General features: G+C 56.8%; 18 protein-coding genes. 3 read left to right on the forward strand and 15 right to left on the reverse strand.

Annotation, left to right across the window (positions count from 1 at the left end):
• Positions 1-402 precede the first annotated feature (402 nt).
• Positions 403-1,908 carry a glycerol kinase GlpK gene (gene glpK, locus NUH19_RS03585; protein WP_262315181.1) on the forward strand — a complete coding sequence of 502 codons (1,506 nt, stop codon included), beginning with the start codon at positions 403-405 and terminating at the stop codon, positions 1,906-1,908.
• 182 nt (positions 1,909-2,090) lie between these two features.
• On the opposite strand, the gene NUH19_RS03590 is transcribed toward glpK, so the two are convergent.
• From NUH19_RS03590 to NUH19_RS03605, 4 genes are all read right to left on the reverse strand, one after another.
• Positions 2,091-2,417, reverse strand: coding sequence for a hypothetical protein (locus NUH19_RS03590; protein ID WP_262315182.1), 327 nt, complete (start codon positions 2,415-2,417; stop codon positions 2,091-2,093).
• Between the two features lie 237 nt (positions 2,418-2,654).
• A complete protein-coding gene (locus tag NUH19_RS03595; protein ID WP_262315183.1) occupies positions 2,655-4,094 on the reverse strand; it encodes a 6-phospho-beta-glucosidase in 1,440 nt (479 codons plus the stop codon).
• A gap of 478 nt (positions 4,095-4,572) precedes the next feature.
• Positions 4,573-4,896 carry a PTS lactose/cellobiose transporter subunit IIA gene (locus tag NUH19_RS03600; RefSeq protein WP_262315184.1) on the reverse strand — a complete coding sequence of 108 codons (324 nt, stop codon included), beginning with the start codon at positions 4,894-4,896 and terminating at the stop codon, positions 4,573-4,575.
• Between the two features lie 169 nt (positions 4,897-5,065).
• Positions 5,066-5,386: a PTS sugar transporter subunit IIB gene (locus tag NUH19_RS03605; protein WP_262315185.1), complete on the reverse strand. Its 321-nt coding sequence runs from the start codon at positions 5,384-5,386 to the stop codon at positions 5,066-5,068.
• Positions 5,387-5,515: 129 nt separating this feature from the next.
• Between NUH19_RS03605 and NUH19_RS03610 the strand changes: the two genes are divergently transcribed.
• Together NUH19_RS03610 and NUH19_RS03615 are read left to right on the forward strand one after the other, a co-directional pair.
• Complete coding sequence (locus NUH19_RS03610) at positions 5,516-6,223, forward strand: GntR family transcriptional regulator (protein ID WP_262315186.1); 708 nt, start codon at positions 5,516-5,518, stop codon at positions 6,221-6,223.
• 957 nt (positions 6,224-7,180) lie between these two features.
• Positions 7,181-8,557 carry a glycoside hydrolase family 1 protein gene (locus tag NUH19_RS03615; protein WP_262315187.1) on the forward strand — a complete coding sequence of 459 codons (1,377 nt, stop codon included), beginning with the start codon at positions 7,181-7,183 and terminating at the stop codon, positions 8,555-8,557.
• 182 nt (positions 8,558-8,739) lie between these two features.
• Here the strand turns inward: NUH19_RS03615 and NUH19_RS03620 are convergent, their stop codons facing one another.
• The 11 genes from NUH19_RS03620 to NUH19_RS03670 all read right to left on the reverse strand — a co-directional run bounded on the left by NUH19_RS03620 (position 8,740) and on the right by NUH19_RS03670 (position 19,605).
• Positions 8,740-9,243 (reverse strand): protein-tyrosine phosphatase family protein, encoded by a 504-nt coding sequence (locus NUH19_RS03620; protein ID WP_262315188.1) that lies wholly within the window; start codon positions 9,241-9,243, stop codon positions 8,740-8,742.
• A gap of 15 nt (positions 9,244-9,258) precedes the next feature.
• Positions 9,259-10,704, reverse strand: coding sequence for a hypothetical protein (locus NUH19_RS03625; RefSeq protein WP_262315189.1), 1,446 nt, complete (start codon positions 10,702-10,704; stop codon positions 9,259-9,261).
• Between the two features lie 63 nt (positions 10,705-10,767).
• Complete coding sequence (locus NUH19_RS03630; protein WP_262315190.1) at positions 10,768-11,601, reverse strand: metallophosphoesterase; 834 nt, start codon at positions 11,599-11,601, stop codon at positions 10,768-10,770.
• A gap of 7 nt (positions 11,602-11,608) precedes the next feature.
• The gene (locus NUH19_RS03635; RefSeq protein WP_262315191.1) at positions 11,609-12,418 is read right to left on the reverse strand and encodes a metallophosphoesterase; all 810 of its coding nucleotides are present in this window, start codon (positions 12,416-12,418) and stop codon (positions 11,609-11,611) included.
• A 13-nt stretch (positions 12,419-12,431) separates the two neighbouring features.
• Positions 12,432-13,892, reverse strand: coding sequence for a metallophosphoesterase (locus tag NUH19_RS03640; protein WP_262315192.1), 1,461 nt, complete (start codon positions 13,890-13,892; stop codon positions 12,432-12,434).
• A gap of 11 nt (positions 13,893-13,903) precedes the next feature.
• Positions 13,904-14,665, reverse strand: a complete 762-nt coding sequence (locus NUH19_RS03645; RefSeq protein WP_262315193.1) for a metallophosphoesterase — start codon at positions 14,663-14,665, stop codon at positions 13,904-13,906.
• 21 nt (positions 14,666-14,686) lie between these two features.
• On the reverse strand, positions 14,687-15,511 hold the full coding sequence (locus NUH19_RS03650) for a metallophosphoesterase (RefSeq protein ID WP_262315194.1): 825 nt from the start codon (positions 15,509-15,511) through the stop codon (positions 14,687-14,689).
• A 314-nt stretch (positions 15,512-15,825) separates the two neighbouring features.
• On the reverse strand, positions 15,826-16,476 hold the full coding sequence (locus NUH19_RS03655) for a hypothetical protein (RefSeq protein WP_262315195.1): 651 nt from the start codon (positions 16,474-16,476) through the stop codon (positions 15,826-15,828).
• Between the two features lie 166 nt (positions 16,477-16,642).
• A complete protein-coding gene (locus NUH19_RS03660) occupies positions 16,643-17,188 on the reverse strand; it encodes a hypothetical protein (protein WP_262315196.1) in 546 nt (181 codons plus the stop codon).
• Between the two features lie 560 nt (positions 17,189-17,748).
• A complete protein-coding gene (locus NUH19_RS03665) occupies positions 17,749-18,672 on the reverse strand; it encodes a hypothetical protein (RefSeq protein WP_262315197.1) in 924 nt (307 codons plus the stop codon).
• A 42-nt stretch (positions 18,673-18,714) separates the two neighbouring features.
• Positions 18,715-19,605, reverse strand: a complete 891-nt coding sequence (locus NUH19_RS03670) for a hypothetical protein (RefSeq protein ID WP_262315198.1) — start codon at positions 19,603-19,605, stop codon at positions 18,715-18,717.
• Positions 19,606-19,649 lie beyond the last annotated feature (44 nt).

Consider the following 19,649-nt stretch of genomic DNA (forward strand, 5'->3'; position numbering starts at 1 on the left):
GCCCGGTGCGGCGCGAGCCGGCCACCCGGATGCGGTGGCGAACCGGATGCGGCGGCGAACCGGATGCGGTGGCGCGGTGACCGGCGACCCGAAACGCAGCGGCGGTGCGGTGACCGGCGACCCGCAAACGCGGTAGCACCGCGGCGCGGCGGCGGTCGGAACGCGGTGGCCGGCGACCCGAATGCCGGGCAGCACGAGCTGCCGACCGAAACGCGGTGGCGGCGCGGTGGCCGGCGACCCGAATGCGACACCGGCCACCGACCACCGCGCTGCCGGGCCATTCCCCCACCGCCTTTTTGCCGCCTTGCGGTTGTGCGACCCCAGGCCATGCGCTAACATAAGAAAGGCCGCGCCGCAGCTTGGCGCCGACACTCGTGCCACTGGCACCCAAGGAGTTTGACAATGACTAACCATTACATCCTCGCCATCGACGAGGGCACCACCTCCACCCGGGCCCTTCTGATCGACCACGCCGGGCGAATCGTCGCCGACGCGCAGCGCGAGTTCACGCAGTACTTCGACCAGCCCGGCTGGGTCGAGCACGACCCCAACGAGATTTGGAACGCCGTCTCGGCCACGATGTCTCAGGCCTTCACCCAAAGCGGCATCCAGCCCAAGCAGGTCGCCGGCATCGGCATCACCAACCAGCGCGAAACCACGGTGATCTGGGACCGGGCGACCGGGCTGCCGATCCACCGCGCCGTGGTCTGGCAGTCGCGCCAGACCAACGCGATCGCCCAGGACCTGCGCGACCGCGGCCTGGCCGACCTGATTCACGCCAAAACGGGACTGCTGATCGACGCGTACTTCTCGGCGACCAAAATCCGCTGGCTGCTGGACGCGGTGCCCGGGGCCCAGGCCCGAGCCGAGGCCGGCGAGCTGCTGTTCGGCACCATCGACACCTGGCTGGCCTGGAAGCTGTCCGGCGGCGCGATTCACGTCACCGACTACACCAACGCGTCTCGCACGATGCTGTTCAACATCCACACGCTGCAGTGGGACGAAGACATTTTACGGCTTTTGAACATCCCCGCCGCCCTGCTGCCGGCGGTTCGCAGCAACGCGACGGTCTACGGCACCACCGCGGCGGCCGCTTTTTACGGCAGCGAGACGCCGATCGCCGGCATGGCCGGGGACCAACAGGCCGCCTTGTTCGGACAGCTGGCGCTTGAGCCGGGCATGGTCAAAAACACCTACGGCACCGGCTCGTTCATCGTGATGAACACCGGCCACACCCCGACCGCGTCGGCCAATAACCTGCTGACCACCATCGGCTACGGCCTGAACGGCGACATCACCTACGCCCTGGAAGGCTCCGTGTTCGTCTCGGGGTCGGCGATGCAGTGGTTGCGCGACGCGATGCAGCTCCTGGTTCACGCCGGTGACTCCGAAGAAATCGCCGCCCGGTCGCAGTCGCAAGACGAGGTCTACGTGGTGCCGGCCTTCACCGGCCTCGGGGCCCCGTACTGGGCGGCCGATGCCAGAGGCGCGGTGTTCGGTCTGACCCGCGGCACCACCCGCGACGACTTCGTCAAGGCGACGCTTCAGGCCTTGGCCTACCAGACCCGCGACGTGGTCGACACCATGATTCAAGACACCGGCATCCAGATTCCGGCGCTGCGGGTGGATGGCGGCGCCGCCAACAACAACTACCTGATGCAGTTTCAGGCCGACCTGCTGGGGACCCCGATCGAACGGGCCGAGAACCTCGAAACCACGGCGATGGGCGCCGCCTTTTTCGCCGGGCTCGCCGTCGGCTTCTGGCCGGACACCCAGGCCCTGCGCCAAATTGCTCGGGTCGGCCGCCGCTTCACGCCGCAAATGGCGGCCGCGCGGCGCGAGGACCTCTACGCCGGCTGGCAGCAGGCCGTCGCCGCCACGATGGCCTTCAAGCACCGCAGCCGGTGAGGTTCCACGCAACAGACCGCTTAAAAAGGCAGCTGGTGACTTCGACGCCACCGGTTGCCTTTTCTGCATCATTTTGGGTAAAATGACGCCGCAATCAGATAACCGTCTGGCCTTTTTCTTTCGATGAGAAAAAGGTCAGACGGTTTTTGAGATTGCCGACGTTGTGACATTGAGACGCCGAGCTAGATCTGATCAATCACGGGCTCCGCCCAGCTCAGCCCGTACGTGCGAACGTAGTAGGCGCTGACGTAACTGCCATCCGGCTCGTGGGACACCGGATGCGGCTCGACGAAGTAAATCAGCTGATTGTCGTGTTCCGTGTAGCTTTCGTGCTTCACCCGCCGCGGCACGACCCGCGCCGCCACAGCCGCTTCAACGTAGCCACGCCGCAGCAGCACCCACCGCACCGCGATGCCCGGCGTCAGGTGAACCACCACGAGGCCGACGAAAAAGGCAATCTCAATGTTGCGCAGAATCGTGTTCAGCCTGGAGCCGGACTGCTTGGCCATGGCGGCACCTCCCGAGTTTGCTACCGCCAGTTTACGAGGCGAAGTGCCAAAAAGCAAGCGCATTCATCGGCGGCGGTTCCGCGGTCGCGGCGTGGCGGCCAGGCGCCAACCGCCGGTCGCAAGCGGCAAGGCTCGCTGCCGGCGCCGCCCTGGTCGGCCCCACTCACCCCCGTGACCACAGCGTCCAAAAAGGCCGCACCGACAGCTTGTCGATGCGGTCTTTTGCGTGGTCACAGCCTACAGCTCTGCGCCGTTGCTCTTGATCACCTTTTGGTACCAGTAGAACGAGTCCTTGCGGCGGCGTTCGAAGCTGCCCTGGCCTTCGTCGTTGGCGTCGACGAAAATCAGGCCGTAGCGCTTCTTCATCTCGCCGGTGGAGGCGCTGACGATATCGATGGCACTCCACGGGGTGTAGCCGATCAGGTTGCAGCCGTCGATCACCACCGCCTTTTCCATCTCGGCGATGTGGTCGCTCAGGTACTTGATGCGGTAGTCGTCGTGAATGCTGCCGTCGTCTTCCAGCTTGTCGTAGGCGCCAAAGCCGTTTTCAACGATGAACATCGGCTTGTTCCAACGCGCCTGCATCCAGTTCATGGCGTAGCGCAGGCCGACCGGGTCGATCTGCCAGCCCCAATCGGAGCGTGGCACGTACGGGTTCGGCACCTGGGAGTTGGGCTCGTCGTAGACCATGTCCGGGTTGTCGTCCTTGTACTCGACGGCCCCGGAGTTGTAGTAGGAAAAACCGATGTAATCGACGGCGCCGGCCTTCAAAATGGCCCTGTCGGCTTCCGTCACGTCGATTTGGTAACCCTTTTGGTCCCAGTAGTTGAGCAGCCACTGCGGGTATTCGCCCAGCGCCTGGACGTCGCCGAAGTAGTAGCGGTAGCGCATCGCGCGTTCGGCCATCATGACGTCCTTAGGCTTGGCGGTTAGCGGGTAGATCGGGCTCATCGCGATCATGTCGCCGACTTGGAGGGTCGGGTCGATCGCATGGGCGATCTGCACGGCCTGGGCCGAGGCGACGAACTCGAGGTGAGCGGCCTGGAACATGACCTCTTCCTTGTTCTCGCCTTCCTTGAAAATCACGCCGGAGTTTTGCAGCATCGGGTGAGCATCGCGCCAGCTGGTCTGGTTGTTGATCTCGTTGAAGGTCATCCAGTACTTGACCTGGTTGTGGTAGCGGCGGAAGCAGGTCTCGGCGAACTTCACGAAGAAGTCGACCACTTGGCGGTTGCGGAAGCCGCCGTATTCCTTGACCAGCTTCAATGGCATTTCAAAATGGGCCAGCGTCACAATCGGCTCGATGCCGTACTGCTTGCAGGTCGCAAACACGTCGTCGTAGAAGGCAAGCCCTGCCTCGTTCGGCACGGCCTCGTCGCCGTTAGGGAAAATGCGGGTCCAGGCGATGGACAGCCGGAAGCACTTGAAGCCCATTTCGGCGAAGAGTTTGATGTCTTCCTTGTAGTGGGAGTAGAACTGGACGCCCCAGTGGTTCGGGTAGACCTCACCGTCCAGCACCTTGTCGTCCTCGATCCGCGGCACGTCCTTGGCCCCGGCTCGCATCACATCAGCAATGGACAGCCCCTTGCCGCCTTCTTGCCAGCCGCCTTCCATCTGGTGAGCGGCGCTGGCGCCGCCCCAAAGAAAGCCTTCGGGCATCTTGTAACCTTTTGTCATTGTCATAACGCTCCTTTGAGAGAGGGTGGAACGAGGCGGGTTTAGCGGGACGGGTAGCCTAGCGCCAGCGTTGGGGCGGGTTGTGCCCCGGCGCTGGTGCGTAGCTAGCCGCTCCCGCGTTGCCTCGTGGAACCCGTTTGAGAGGGTGACCCAAGGCGGGTTTAGCCGGTCGGGTAGCGCAAGGCTGGGCATTGGGCCTGAACTTGGCCCAGTGTCCGGCCTTAGCTAGCCGAACCGGCGTTGCCTTGGGGAACCCGTTTGAGAGGGTGGAAAAGCGCGAACTTAGCGGGACGGGTAGCCTAGCGCCAGCGTTGGGGCGGGTTGTGCTCCGGCGCTGGTGCGTAGCTAGCCGCTCCCGCGTTGCGCTTTGGAACCCGTTTTGACTTGCTCCGCCCTCTGCCCCCCGACTCGAGCGGAACTGATTGGGCCGTCAAGCCCAAAACAAACAAAGCCGAGACATCGCTGTCTCGGCTCGTCATTACTTGTTGCCCAGACGCTTGTAAAGGTCAACGATCTCGCCGGCGAGGTCGCGGAAGGTGATGCTGGTCATCAGGTGGTCTTGCGAGTGAACCATCAGCAGCGTGACCTTCGCGTGGTCGCCGTTGGCCTCGGCCGTCAGCATCTTGGTCTGCGCGTTATGCGCCTCAACCAAGAAACCATCCGCTTCCTTCAGCTTGGCGTCGGCCTTGTCGAAGTCGCCTTCCTTGGCGGCGGCAATCGCCTCGAAAGCGGAGCTCTTGGCGTTACCGCCGTTGATGATGAGCCCCATGATGGTTTCCATGTTCTGTTCTTCTTCAGCCATGTGATGTTTCTCCTTTTATGTTCGCGGCGCCGCGGCGCCTGATTATTCGGTTGGCAGACTGGTTGGCCCAGTCACAACACAAGGCCGTCTCCTGAGTCATCTTCGGCTCAAGGGCCGGCCTTGCTGGGCGTCGTCAAGCGCTTACTTGGCGGCGCTTACTCTTGAATGCTTAGTTTGCGGCCTTTTCGATGGAAGAGAGGGCTTCGCGCAGCACTTTTTCGCCGTTCATCATGCCGTAGTCCTGCATGTTGATGACTTCGACTGGGATGGAAACCTTCTTCTGGAACTGGCCAAGCATGTAACGAACCTGAGGGCCGAGCATCAGAATGTCCGGGTTCTTCTCGGCGATCTTGTGATCGGCGTCGGAGGCAGCGGTTGCAAAAATGTCGGCTTCAATGCCGTCAGCTGCGGCGGCCTTTTGCATCTTGGAAACTAACAGGCTCGTGGACATACCAGCGGAGCACACAAGCATAATCGTCTTTTCTGCCATGGTAAATCTCTCCCTTGAGTTAAAAATTTTGGGCGGTTAGGTTTAACCGCTTTCATCACAATGCTATAATAATACATGGGTACAAATAATACAAGTACTTGCAACTAAGATTTGTCTGGAGGGCTGCGTATGTATCACGAAATCGCGGAAGAACTGATCAAGGCGATTCAGGCCGGCAAATACACCACCAAGCTGCCAACCGAGCAGGAGCTCATGAGCGACTACCAGGTCAGTCGTAACACCATCCGGCGAGCGATTGACGTGGTTTACCAGCACGGGCTTTTGCGCCGGGTCCAAGGCAGTGGCTACTATATTAACGAGCTGCAACTCGAGGGCAAAATGACGGTCAATTTGTCCATCGGCGCCGGCAAGTCGCTCGTCAAGCACGGGCCGCTCACGTCGAAGGTCGTCACCTTCGACAAGGTCAACGCCGCCGAGATCCCCTTGGCCAAAAACATGAAGATCTCGGCCGCGGAGGAACTGTGGCGCATCATCCGCCTGCGCTACATGAACGAGAAGCTTTACGCCCTGGAAGAGGCCTACTACATGCGCGATGTGGTGCCGTTCGTCTCCACCGAGGCGCTTGATTCATCGATTTTCGATTTTCTCAAGGACACCTACGACATCGTTCCCTACTCAAGCGACGACTTCATGTCCGTCGCGACGCTGGGGCCCGACCGCGCCGACCTGATGGAGATGAAGGTCGGCACCAGCCTGATTTCGCTGGCGCAGATCAACTACATGCGCAACAACGTGATCTTCAACTTCTCCCGCTCCGTCTACGCCTACCCGGGCATGAACTTCTACTTCCACTCGGCGCATCTGAGCAGCAACTAGAGGGCGGAGCCCGTCTGAGAGGGTGGAACGAGGCGGGTTTAGCGGGACGGGTAGCCCAGCTGTGGCACTCGGGACCAAGTTCGGGTCCCGAGTGCCACAGCGTAGCTAGCCGCTCCCGCGTTGCCGAGCGGAACCCGTTTAGAAGGCGGAACCGAGCGCTTAGCCGCGGCGGCGATGCCGCCGGCTCCGGGTCACGGGCGGGTCTGGCTGTGCGGCCGGGCCGAGCCACGGTCTCGGCCCTAGATTTGGAGCCGGAGCCGCAAGCGGCTACCCCGTCTCCAAATCTGCCGGGATGAGCAGCGCGAATGCCCCGCACAATTCGCGGGTCATCCGGGCCGCTCATCCTTTCACGGCCCGACCCGCCCGTGACCCTCCGCCTGCTACATGGCGCTGCTCGGCAACACGAGCTGCATCCCCCACGCAACCGGCGCCTTGCCCCAGCAAATTCCGTGCTTTTCGTGCAATGTGCTGAGGCTTGAACGGGTCAAGCGTGTAGAATGGAGATAGGCGCGTGACGAGCCCTGGGTTCGGCGCGTCAGCAACACCAAATTGAAAACGGTGCCGAACGGCGGTTCCAACCGGGCAGTCGCGTTCAAAACGTCGGCCACCCACTGTTTGCGGCTTACCACGCATGCCACTGTGTGGCCGGCGCAGGGCCCCGGGCGGCGGAGGCCGTGAGTGGATTAGAATCCTGGATGACCGCGTTTTTTGCGGGCATTCACGATTCTAATCCCGGCAGATTTGAAGACGGAACGGCGCAAAGCGGCGCCGGCTCCAAATCTAGGTTGGAGCCCAACGGGCGGAAACCGGCCGCACAGCCGGAGCCGCCCGGGGCCCGGCGCCTTCAAAACCGGCGACCGCCAGCACCAAACATAGCACCACCGTAATGACCCCCGAGTAAGACACCGGGTTCGGTGCCATACTTTCATTATTTCAGATTCGAGAGGAGACAGTCAAATGAGTCAGGCTTTACCAAAAGGTTTCTTGTGGGGTAACTCAACTTCCAGCATGCAGACGGAAGGTGGCTACAACGAAGGTGGCCGCGGTCCGTCCGTCTACGATCCGCGCGAGCAGACCGAGGAACACGGCGACTGGAAGGTTGCCATCGACGAGTACCACCGCTACGAAGAAGACTACGACCTCATGCAGCAGATGGGCATGAACTGCTACCGCTTCCAGATCGGCTGGAGCCGCGTCTGCCCCACCGGCGACGGCGACTTCAACCAGGAAGGCATCGATTTTTACCGCGGCCAGATCAAGGCGCTGATCGCTCGCGGCATCACGCCGATGATCTGCTTGTACCACTTCGACATGCCGCTGGCCTTGGCCAAAAAGTACAACGGCTTCTTGAGCCGCCACGTGGTCGACGCCTTCGTGCGGTTCGGCAAGCGCATGATCGACGAGTTCGCCGACCTCGTGCCGTACTGGATTGTTTTCAACGAGCAAAACCTTTACACCACGCCTTACGCTCACGTCTACGCCGGCTGCCTTGAGGGCGGCACGGACGACCAGTCGATTCTGACCATCACCAACCACGTGATGTCGTCTCACGCCCAAATCGCCAACTACCTCCACGAAAAGTCCACCACCGCGCAGATCGGCGGCATGCTGGCCTACGAGGAGTGCTACGCGGCCACCTCGAACCCACGCGATGCCCAGTTCGCGCGTGAAATCGATGAGTTCTTCAACAAGAACCTGCTCGACGTCTACACCAAGGGTCACTACTCCAAGCAAGTGTTGACCTTCATCAAGAACCACGACATCGACTGGGACTTCACCGATGAGGACCGCGCCGCTTTTGCCCAGCTCAAAACCGACTTCATCGCCTTCTCGTACTACCGCTCCGACCTGATCGACTCCAGCAAGGTACCGGTCAACACCAACCCGCTCCACTACCTGGACTACGGCATGGTCAAAAACCCATACACCCGCAGCAACGAATGGGGCTGGAACGTCGACCCGCTGGGCTTCCGCGACATTTTGACCAAGGTCTACAACCAGTACGACCTGCCGATGTTCCCGATTGAAAACGGGATCGGCATCCGCGAAACCTACACGGGCAAGGAGATCCAGGACGACTACCGCATCGACTACCACCGCGAGCACATCCAGGCCATGAAGGACGCCATCTACGAAGACGGCGTCGAGGTCCTCGGCTACCTCGGCTGGGGCCTGATCGACATCCCGGCCTCCAGCGGCAACATGGACAAGCGCTACGGCGCCGTCTACGTCAACCGCACCAACACCGACCTCCGCGACCTCGCCCGGATCCCGAAGAAGTCCTTCGGCTGGTTCAAGCAGGTCTTCGAAAGCAACGGCGCAAACCTGAGCTAGAGGGTGGAGCCGAGCGCTTAGCCGGCCGACTAGCGTAGGACTGGCGCTTGAAGCGGTCCTTGCTTCGAGTGCCAGCCCTAGCTAGACGCGTCGGCGATGCTCGGCGGAACCCGTTTAGACAACAGAAGAAGCATTAGCGCCTATTAGAAATCGGCTGCTAATGCTTCTTTTTTGTGCTGCTATCACTTTTGCTCGCTGTCGCCGGGATACAGCGTCTGGAACAGCCCGTGCCACAGGCGATTCGGTACGTAGAACGTGTAGAAGTTCTCCCGCGTCACCGGCACCAGCCCCTCCTGAATTTTGCGGCCGGACTGCCACCGGCGAACGTGAACGCACGGCAGGCCATATTGGAAAAAGGCCAGCTCCAGCACGGCGCCGGTGCGAGACTGCCCGGCGTGGCAATGCACCACCAGGTCGTGCCCATCCGCAATCGCCTGCCGGATGAACGCATCGATGTCTCGCGCCGCGTCGACGGTCAACACGCTCGCCGGTTTGCCCGGCGTCGAGGCGACCACGTCGTCTGCGTTGATTCGCCTCACCCGGGCATATTGGCGATCCGCCGCGATTTCGGCGCTGTCGGCGACAGCGTCGAAGCTGCCGTGCAGGATCAGCACATCGGTCTGTTGCCGGTGCGGTTGAAACAGCTTGTAAGACGCCAGGTCGAGGCTGTATACCGTCGTTGTCATAACCAAATCCCTCCACTACTTGTCCGTGGTACTGCCATCGTTAGTCTGAGCCGATTTGTTTGATTGGATGGCGACTGACTGTTGAGGTCGCGCGGCCTGCGCAACCCGATGACCGTTCAGACTCACATGCTTTAGCACATCCTGAAATTCTTCGGCACTCAACTCACGGTCACTAATTGTCCGAGGCGTGGCCTCCCAGTCGTCAACATGCATGACCATCACGAATGCGCCAGGCACTTCGATTGTCATTCCGAATGCGGCCACACGTTTATGCCGTTCTCTTATCGCGTCGGGGACTGGGTCCGGAATGATAAGTAATTGTCCATGTCGGTACCAACGGAACGGCGCCTGCAAATGCCGCATGCCAACGTAATAATCGCGATTAACCGTCATATAACTCAGCGTTTCATCGCTCAGTCTCAGAAAAGCCCCGTGGACCTTCTCCGGTAATGAAAAACCTTGCCACCGGTCTTCAGCACGTGGCACTAGGTAGCGCTGTTGAACGGCGTCAAGAAACGCCCGTTCAGCAGCGTTGTAATTGTCCTCGTACCCAACTATTGAAAAGCGACTCGGATCACGAACCAGCGCCTGCAGAACGTCCTCGAATGTCGCAACATGATTGGGGTGCGGCTTTGCTCGTACCCCTCCCAAGTAATAATGGTAGGTTAGGCCCCCATCAATTCGTTCAAGCCCATAGCGTGTTGTCCCCGTCGCAGTGAATCTGAACCAATCCATCGGCTCGCCGTTCCAGTGAACATTATCACGCAGCCAAGCCACTTCGTCATCCCGCAAATCCGATAGTCGCTTGACCGGCACTTCCCAGTCCTCGCAATGAAGGCACAGAACGAAGTCGCCAAGAATTTTCAACCTCTGACCCAAAATGGTCAAGTGTTTCCCCCAGCGCCTCCTGCTTGGAAGTGGGTCTGGAATTAGAATGACGTTACCGTGCCGATACCAATGAAACGGCGGCTGCACGACCCGAAAAAACGGGTTATAATCGCGCGATATTTGGATTCTGCCCATGATTTCTTCAGCGAGGATAATTCCCTGTAGCCGTTCAGGAAGCAAAAATCCCTGCCACCGATGCGCATTCGGCGTCACAATGTGTTGTTGTCGAACACGGTCTAACGCCGCCAGCTGTTGCCTACTGTACGAAGCCTCAAACCCTTGATAGGAAAAAGTCAGCGGATCACGTGCCGCGTCGGTCACAACCGCTTCAAAAGAATGCCCGTATTCGTGTCTGCGGGTACCGTCAGCCGATTGGATATCATACGGGTAGACGAAGCCAATGGCTAACCATTCACTTAGCACCCACTCGAGGGACCCGGACTCAATGCCAACCGATCCTTGAACACCCCAACTCCGCAGTAGCTTCGAGTAGTGAGGAAATAACTTGCCTCTAAAAACACGACGCTCGTACCATCCGCACAACCTCCAGTACCATTGAGTAAGCTTATTCATTCACACCCTCCAACTCGTCGCAGTGCCATCGCAACCGACGGGCAGTCTGAACGATTGCCTCGATTAAGATTGCTGCTCCCACCACCCCGACTGGTCCGGATGCCGCTGACTGACCCGCCGCTGTGCCTCGCGCAGCTCTGGCGCCGGAATTGCGTCCAAAACCACACTGGCAAGCTGACGCAACCCGTCATCCCGCTTGGCAGCGGCTAGGCGGCACCCAACGTTTTCCAACAGCTCAGCCGCCAACGCCACGACCACGGCCCGGCAACATGCCTGATTGAGGCTCTCGACTTTCTCCGGACAACTTTGCCGCGTCATTGGCCTACCGACAAGTGCCTCACTCAAGGCGCCTAACTCGAGAAGCTTGGCTCGCCACTGCGCGGTGATGCGGTCTTCAACCTGCGCAACGCTGAGCGGTGTGTAGTCAATTTCGCTCGCCCCGACATTCACTGCATTCGGCGTCAACACCCGGCGAAAGTAGGACCTTCGCTCACCGTGGACGTGTCCATATAATAGTCGCTGATGATGCCACATCCCCGGATAATCTAAGACCGGGTAGTGACAAAGCTGGTAACGCAAGTGATTTTCCTTGAAGCTGATCAGCTGCGTGATTTGCTCGAATTGCTCAGAAGCAACGCCACAATCGGCCAAAAAGCGGTCGTGATTGCCTCGAACCATCACCTTGCGACCAGGCAGCTGCGCGAGAATAGTCTGTGCGTAGGCTGCATCCTTCAATGTGAAGTCGCCCAGAATGTACACGATGTCAACCGGTCGAACCACCCGCCGCCAATTGGCAATCAGCGCAGCGTCCATCGCCTGAACATCTGAAAATGGCCGGCGATCCGCTTCGATGGTCGCCACGTGGCCAAAGTGCAAATCTGCGATAACATACCTCATTTTCCCCTCAATTCTCGGCGTCCTCGATTGCCTCAATCAGCTCCCCCGTGTCGGCGTCCAAAACCGCAATGTTCGGCAGGCGACCGGCCGGACCGCCGTGTAACCCACCGTCGATAAAGAAGCGGGGATATTCGCCTTCATACTGAACGGTTAGAATGCCATGGGGGCTCGCGACCCGGTTGCGCCGCGTAGCCGGAGCCGCAACGCCGTCATACACCCCCGTAATAAGTGAAGTTGGTGTATGCCCTGAGATGACGCTGGCACTCAGGGGATTATGTGCCCAGTTGGGTGCCTTAGGGCCATACCAGTATTCCTCGCGCAGCCAGTACTGATCCTGTCGTGGGGTCAATGCCACTGGGTCGATCAGCGTCAGGTTGAACCCAGCGTGAACAAAGAGGAGTCGCCCAATGCGCAAGTGCAGCGGCAGCCCGGCCAGCCACACCAGCAGCCGACCATAGCGCTGCCGAACCCGCGCTAACGCCTCGGCCATGCTTGCCGGTGGTCGGATATCTTCGGCAACACATTCGAGAATGAGGTCCTCGCCTTCCGCGTCGAGCCAGTAGGTGTTTTGACCCTGCATGCTTTCGACCAGGGCGGCGTCGTGGTTCCCTTGAAGCGCAAAAATCCGGTCAGGCTCATCACGCTGCATCCGATAAATCGTCTCGGCCACCTTCAAGCCCGTATGGTGGTGATAACTATCTTGGTAGTCGCCACCAAAAACGACCGGCGCCGCAGGATACTGGTTTCGCACCTCGGCCAGCAGCGGGAAACTCATCACCTGGCCGTGCAAATCGCTCAGTGCAATGACTGGTCTCATCTCAAACCGCCTCTCAGAATTGCCCCCGCATCACGACCTCCTGATCGGAGAACCGCTTGCGAATGTGCAGCGCGTAGCCCTTGCCCTCGATTTCCAAATACCTAATGGTGGTCGTGTTGGAATCCGCCAGATTAACCGCTGCGACTTCTCTGTCGGCATTACTTAACACCGTGTGATCGAACTGATTGCGATGACCGTGAATGGACACAGCCCAATCAATCTCCTCGCTTTGAGTCCAGGCCATGTCGATGTCGCGATCGTATGCCGTGGTCCCAGGTGCTTTTGCGCCGTAAACAAACACCTCGGTGGGAGCCAGCGCGATGCGCAAGCCGGTCACCGATTTAGCACTCCACTCCGCAACCAGCCCTGGTTCCACTCCGGCATGACTCATAAGCAACTTACGCATCCGATACTTCACCGCGTGGTACGTCCCTAGGCCGCCAATGAAAGCCTGGACCTCCTCGGTCGTGATGCCTGCCTCCGCGAACTGCGTCACCGTCTCCTGCTCAATGCCGCCGGTCATCCCGCGGCCTTCCACCAACGCCTTGCGAAGCGCCAGTTCATGATTCCCGCACAGTAAGCGAAGCCGATTAATCTGCGACGTCAAAAGCTTAAAAACGGCCACGTTCTGGGGGCCGCGATCAAAATAGTCGCCAAGCAGGGTAATATCCGAGTGTGGATGGGCCGCTAGTATCTCCGCAAGATCATCCGCATCCCCGTGAACGTCGCCGATAATGAGTAGCGGTTGGTCGTTGGTGCCAAAATCGGAGTCGGTTCTCGCACGTTGGAAGCGCAGCGGCTCATCTACCTCGGCGAAGAACTGCTCAGGCGTCAGTGCCTCCCATTCCTGATCGGCCCAAGGGGCGTTATCGTAACGATCCAAGGCATCGAGAATGGCAGTCTCACCGCCGATAACTTTGGAGATGGTTCCTGGAAAACGCTTGTCCAGCCGCCGCTTCAGCAGTTTGATGGCGCCTTGGCTCGCTTGGACGTGGTAATCGCTGCCGTTGACCGTCATTCGGTCCTCCAGCCACTCCCGAATTGGCACGCCCTCCTTTTCGGCCTCTTTCATCGCATCACGAAGCGTCTGCCACTCCAATTGCTCGCGGTTCGCGGCCAGCAGTGGTGCTGCAAAGTCGACCAGGCGAATCTGATAGCCCAGGGCCGGATTGAGTTGCCTCAGCAACTTCAGCCCGTGCTTGCCAGTCGCACCCAGGACAACGGTCGGATCTCCCGCCTCAAGTCGCAGCATCAACGCTTTTTCGAACATCTCCCGAGCGGACTTGGCCCCGGCCTTGCTGTAAGCCAGCTTCACCTTACCCTCGCCATCCAACTCAAGCTGTGGCGCCCCGGTCGCCGTCCGAAAAGCCGCCGCACTGACGCAATAATCGGTCAACCCGTGGTCGGCCAACGTTTTGCTTACTTCCTGCCCCGGTAAATCCACGATGACATAAAGAACGCGTGTCGTTTCCATTTTGTTCTCCTTCAGTCCTGTTCCAGAAGTACCCGCACCCCATCTTCGCACAGTTCTTCGTAGCGCTTGCCCCGAACCCGTAGAACCGGAACAACGTGGCTTCTCAGCGTGGTCCCGTCGATATAAAAATGGCTCTTGCCGTCGCAGTAGAGATGCCCCTCAAAGCCACGGTCCCCGGCCACCTCTGCGGCGCTGACGTGACCCGCAATGATGATCTTGGCAAATCTGCCTGTTGTCGCCGGATACTTGCCGGTCAGAACCTCATCCGGCGTCCCCATGCGCCACCACGGACCGGCCGCCTCGTCAATTCCGGCGTGAACTAGGATTTGCGCATCCAATTCCGTGACGAGTGGTCGTGATTGCAACCAGGTCAAAAGCCTTCGGTGATGCGCAAGCAACGCTTGGCGAACCAGCTGACGACTCTGCTGCACGTTGGCCTGCATCGCTTGCAACAATGCCTGCCACTGGTCCGGTGAAAAGAAGCTCAGCGTCGTCTTGAATTGGACGTCTTGGGTCAGCCAGTCCAGCGTATCCTCACCAAACAAAAAATCCAGAAACATCGCCTCGTGATTACCCAGCTGAACCGTAACCTGGTTCGACCTCTTGGCGAGCTCAAAGGCGCGTTGCAGACAGCCGTAGCTGTGCTCACCACAATCAATCAGGTCCCCGAGGATGTAGCACGTGGTCTTCGGGTCAGTGAACAGAATCAGCGCAAGTGCCGCGTCAAAGGCGGCCAAGTCACCATGAACGTCACTGAGACAATAAAGTGCCATCAAAGCCTCCCATCGACTCTGTCAATCCTCCACCGCATCCATCAACAGCCCAGTCTCGCTGTCAAAGACCCCAATGTTGCCGAGCAAACGCGGGTCGCGGCCGCCTGCCCCGCCATCAATCAGGTAACGCGGCGGCTCGCCGGGATACTGAATGGCGTAGATCGGGTTGCGTGGTGAAGCTAACTTGGCGGCTCTAACGTCGCCGTGGTAACGTCCCGCTATCATCCCCGTGGGGGTGTGACCTGCAACCACGGTGCGGCCGAAGCGATTGTGATCGAATACCTGCCAGTTGTTTGGGTCATACCAGTACCCACCGCGCAGCCACAGATAGTCGGCAACGGTGCTGTCCTCAAAGGGGTGATTGCTGGTCTGATCGAGGCCGGCGTGAACGAACGTCAGCCTGCCAACCGACCAGCTCATCGGCAATGCGGCGGTCCAATCGAGTAGCGTCGGTTCCCGGGCGAGCAACGCCTGCCTCACTGCCAGCGCCAGTTGCTCACTGGCATACGGCACCTCACGGGTTGGCGATAGCCCCAGCCGCTTCGCCTCAGCGGCAAGTGTGGCTGCCCCACCGTAGTGCAACCAATCGCGCTTGGCAGGGTCGCTGAAAAACGATACGGCCCCGTATTCGTGGTTGCCCATCAAAGCCTTGGTGTGAAGCGGGTCGGCCTCCTCAATCGCGCGAATTTCCGCCAGCAGCGCCAACCCGGGATTGTCGTCACCGAAGCAGTCGATGTAGTCCCCGATGAACACCGTCGTCGCCTCAGGGTATCGGGCCTGAACCCTGCGCAGGCGCGGCAATACCGCGAGCTGACCGTGCAGATCCCCCAATGCGATAACGATCATCCCGCAACCCCCTCATCAACTTTCATCCGTCAAACACCGGCCCAGGAGGCTGGCGGGTTCTGCCAAAATGCGCTGGACCGTTCGCTGATGGTGTGGTGGCAGTGCATCCAGTGGCACATGCAGCGCCGCCAGCTGCCACCAAGCGGTTGTCTCAATTCCACACTGTCCACATGTCCGGGGACTGACAACCCCGAATGTGCCCAGCCGCGGTGGGTAATCCCAGCCGTCGTCGAAGGCTTCCTCCGGCGTTGCGTAGTGAGCGACTCGGCCACAGTGCTCGCATACATACGCCATTCGTGCTAGTTCTTCCGCCGTCAATCGTCATCCCTCGTTTCTGTCAGAATGAGCCGCCAATGCGCGACGTCAATGTCATACAGACCATCCTCGGCTACCACTTGCGGGGTGGGACCCAGGAATAACGGTCCCAGCGGTCGCAACTGAATGCGGTCCTTCAGCGACTCAATCTGATCCAGCAAGTCGTACGAAAGGTACAACCCGCCGCCCAGCCGAGACACTTCGCCGACGAAAAAGGAACCAATAATTGGTTCCAAAAAAGTCTGGCTTGGGCCGTATATTTTAGCCGGCAGTTCCGAGACCTGCTGGTAGAGTTGATTAGGTGCGGTGAGCTGCACCGCGGTGACCGCATCGTTGCTCTTGACGTTAGTGCGGTTGCTCGCAATGAAGAGCTGTCCATTATTGATGGGCACAGCCCCTTGTGGAATGTTAAGGCAAGGTTGAAGCCAATGTTCCGCCGAATTGATCAGGACATCGCGTGGCCACGGACTACGGGTCTGCCCCACAATCTCAGAATAGTCCAAAAATGCTCGCCGTACGTATAGGTTCCCCCCCGTGCCACCATTGGCGTATAACTGCCATTCCGAACTCGGCGGGGTCTCAAACATCGTAAACTCAAGCACATTCGTGTCGGGCAGGGTGACAGTGTTGCCATCAACGCTAATTGCCATTCGCATAGGCCTCCATGATTGACTGGAACACGGGCTCATCGGTCAATGCTGGGGTGGTTCAACGAGGGCGGGAGTGAGGTACCCCGCCCTTGATGAAGCCATCCAGCAAGAGTCATTATACGCGGCTGGATTGTTTTGTCAAGTTTATGTCCATATATTATGTGTTTTAACTTTTTATCGTAAGATTACGCAATTCGATCTTCAACTGCTTCATCAGCATTTCGACGGTCGCTTGCCGGCCCGGGGCGGTCATGGCCAGAATGGCCTGGGTGTATTGGTCAATCAGCGAATCGAGGGCATGGGCGTCTACCGTCGGCACCACCATTTTTTTCGGCATCATCTCGGCATCGAAGTACTTGATATAGGCGGCCTTCAGCAGGTAGCTGATTTGTGTTCCACGTTTGAGAATGTTTGCACCCAGTTCTTGCCGAATCTGGACATTCAGATCATCAAGTTCTTTTTGAATCTGAGTCTCCAACGGAATCTGAATCTTGATAGCCGATGGCTTGAGGTCAAACTGCTTCAGCTCGGGCAGTGCGTAGTCACGAATGGCTGCCCAGTCGCCAGGCATCACCCAAGACGCGTCCTGATAGGCCGCAGTCAGGGTATCGGCCTTGCTGAAGCTGACACCGCGCTGTTGCTGATAGTAATCGCTCATAAACGCCAACAAATTGGCAGTTTCCAGACTCACCCGAGCGCTAAAATTTTGCATGAGAACCTCCGAGTATTTTTCCCCATTTTACCACCAGGGGAGTGGCGGCGGCTAGTGACGAAGGAAAGCATGGCGGGGGCCCGCAGAAAAACTAACTAGATTTGAAACCTTGAAAATGGTCAACGGGGCAAGATGTCTCCTGCTCGATGAAAAATAAACGTTTTGGAGGAACCTAGTATCTTCCATTCGCGAAATATAGACGTCATTTTCATTGGCTCTGCATTGAAACCGATTCGGTATTTATCTGATGTCGCTTGGTAATCTCTGATTCCAGTGATACTCAAATATTAATGATTACTAGTTCGAGCTCGAAGCGTTTCAATTTTGACAGAGCACAATTTAAGCCTCATCTTATTTTGCTCAACGAACATGCTTAGAAAACATAGCTAAGGTGATTATCTTGCCGAACCCGATAGCAACCACTCATTCGTAATGGATAGTCAATATTGGTGTTATGCTAAGCAAGAATACTGTGCCTCATAGTTCGCTTGATTTCGTTTATTTGCTCACATTAAAAATTGAATTTCTATGATATATACTCATACGTTCAGTAGTACCTGCTATTGGAGTAAACTATCAATTACGCTCCGCTTACATTTCCTGTAACGGATAATCAGATCAAGATATTCCTGGATGCGGATCTCACCACCGCTTATAATCGGCTTACTCCCGCTTACGACCATATCATTAATAAGATTACGATCATTAATAAGAAACATCTGGTTGCAGTAATCCTCTAAATTTTCGAACAGATTTAGAAAATTCAATAATTGGATTTCATTACCTCTTCCGTTGGATATAACAAGAAACTCTTTTCTCCCTTTTTCGGGTACTTCTGAATCGTTTTTAGTGTTATTTTTCCACTCATAGTAATAGCTAAGGATGGATATTAGCGTATCCTGGCGATCAAGTTGCTCTCCACCCATTCCAATCCCCGACTCAGAGACGCGAACAGATCCTTTCAAGTTATTCATTGAACCAGATCTAGGCATTAGACTCATGTTGATTAACGTATGATTTTGCAAATGAAGCGTCATAAGTTGATTTAGCAAGCTATTGGAATCTTTTAGTTTACCAGATTCTGTATATTGGACTAGCTTCTCGTCCTTAAAATTAAAATCCGTATCACCAGCCAACTTATCTGTATATTGGACTAGCTTCTCGTCCTTAAAATTAAAATCCGTATCACCAGCCAACTTAAATGAAGGACCAAGTTTAGTTTCGTCTGACTTGCTTCGGCCACTTTCCGTTATGCCGAGCACAAAAGCCAGCCGCGAATATCCTTTTGAATAAAACCTTTTTGTTTTGTTCAAGTTCAAAGCAAACAGATCATTGAATTGGTTGCCTACCTTATTCCAATGTGCTGAATAAATCTTTTGAAAATATTTTAACGCCTCCGGCGAAGAATCAGGATCGAATAAATATGTTTCGTTCTTAAATTCCTGCCACTCTTTAATTGTTTTATCAATATTTCGAGAGATCAATTACGTGCCTCCTAGCCAGAACTCACTTCAACATTTTTACGCCTATAGTTGACGAATCTCTTTATCTCTTTGTTCTATCTGAGAAATCATATTTTCAAGACAGAGCATAAGTTCATCATGAGACTGTGGCAACACTGAAATACTTATTGTAGAAAAGTCCCGGTCTGGGGACTCTATCATCTGATCAAACCGTTCAAAATGCATAGGAAAGAGTTCTTTAGGTTTTCCATTTGAATCAATCATTGCACTCAGTCGATTCTGAACTACGAAATCTTCCCAACCCTCAAAATGATCTAGCCAAGCAGTAACTGTTCTAAAGCTCATCCCATACATCTGTTGAAGCACAATACAATTATATTTGAAGTACTCGTCTATTGCATGAAGAAATAAATCTGCGTAATCTCTAGTTAAATACATGCGTCCAGTATTTATCGAATGCATTCGATGTCCGTAAGATATATTATGTCTTGACAATCCAAACTCGGGCAGGATATTCCCTATCGTATGATTCACCTCTGCAAAGCTCTCCAATAATTGCCACACCTCCGACGGCAGCGGAAACTCGCGAAAATGATCAGTTATACCATCTCCCAAAGTTTTAATGTGAGCTTCACTACAGAACTCCTCAAAGGTTTCTCTGGATAGCTCGATAATGAGACTCTGACGGAAAGTGGTCCAAAAAGAATGTAGGATATCACCACGCCACCAATCTCCGCTTGGCTCGATAAGCTGATACTTGGCCGTGGCACCCGGCTGAAGTGACAACCGTAAAGGGCGAAGAAATAGATAATCCTGTTGGAGAAGCCCCATTACACTTTGACTGACGTCAACATCAAAATCAGTGAAGTCGGACTTGAACTTGAACGTTAACAATTTTTCAATTGGATCTGGAATACTTTTCAAAAACGTCAATTGATCCTTGAAATCTTCCATATGTGCCTCCATGCCGATGTGAGATTTGAATCATTGCACACTTA

Source organism: Lacticaseibacillus parakribbianus (genome assembly GCF_025490915.1).
GTDB classification, from domain to species: domain Bacteria; phylum Bacillota; class Bacilli; order Lactobacillales; family Lactobacillaceae; genus Lacticaseibacillus; species Lacticaseibacillus parakribbianus.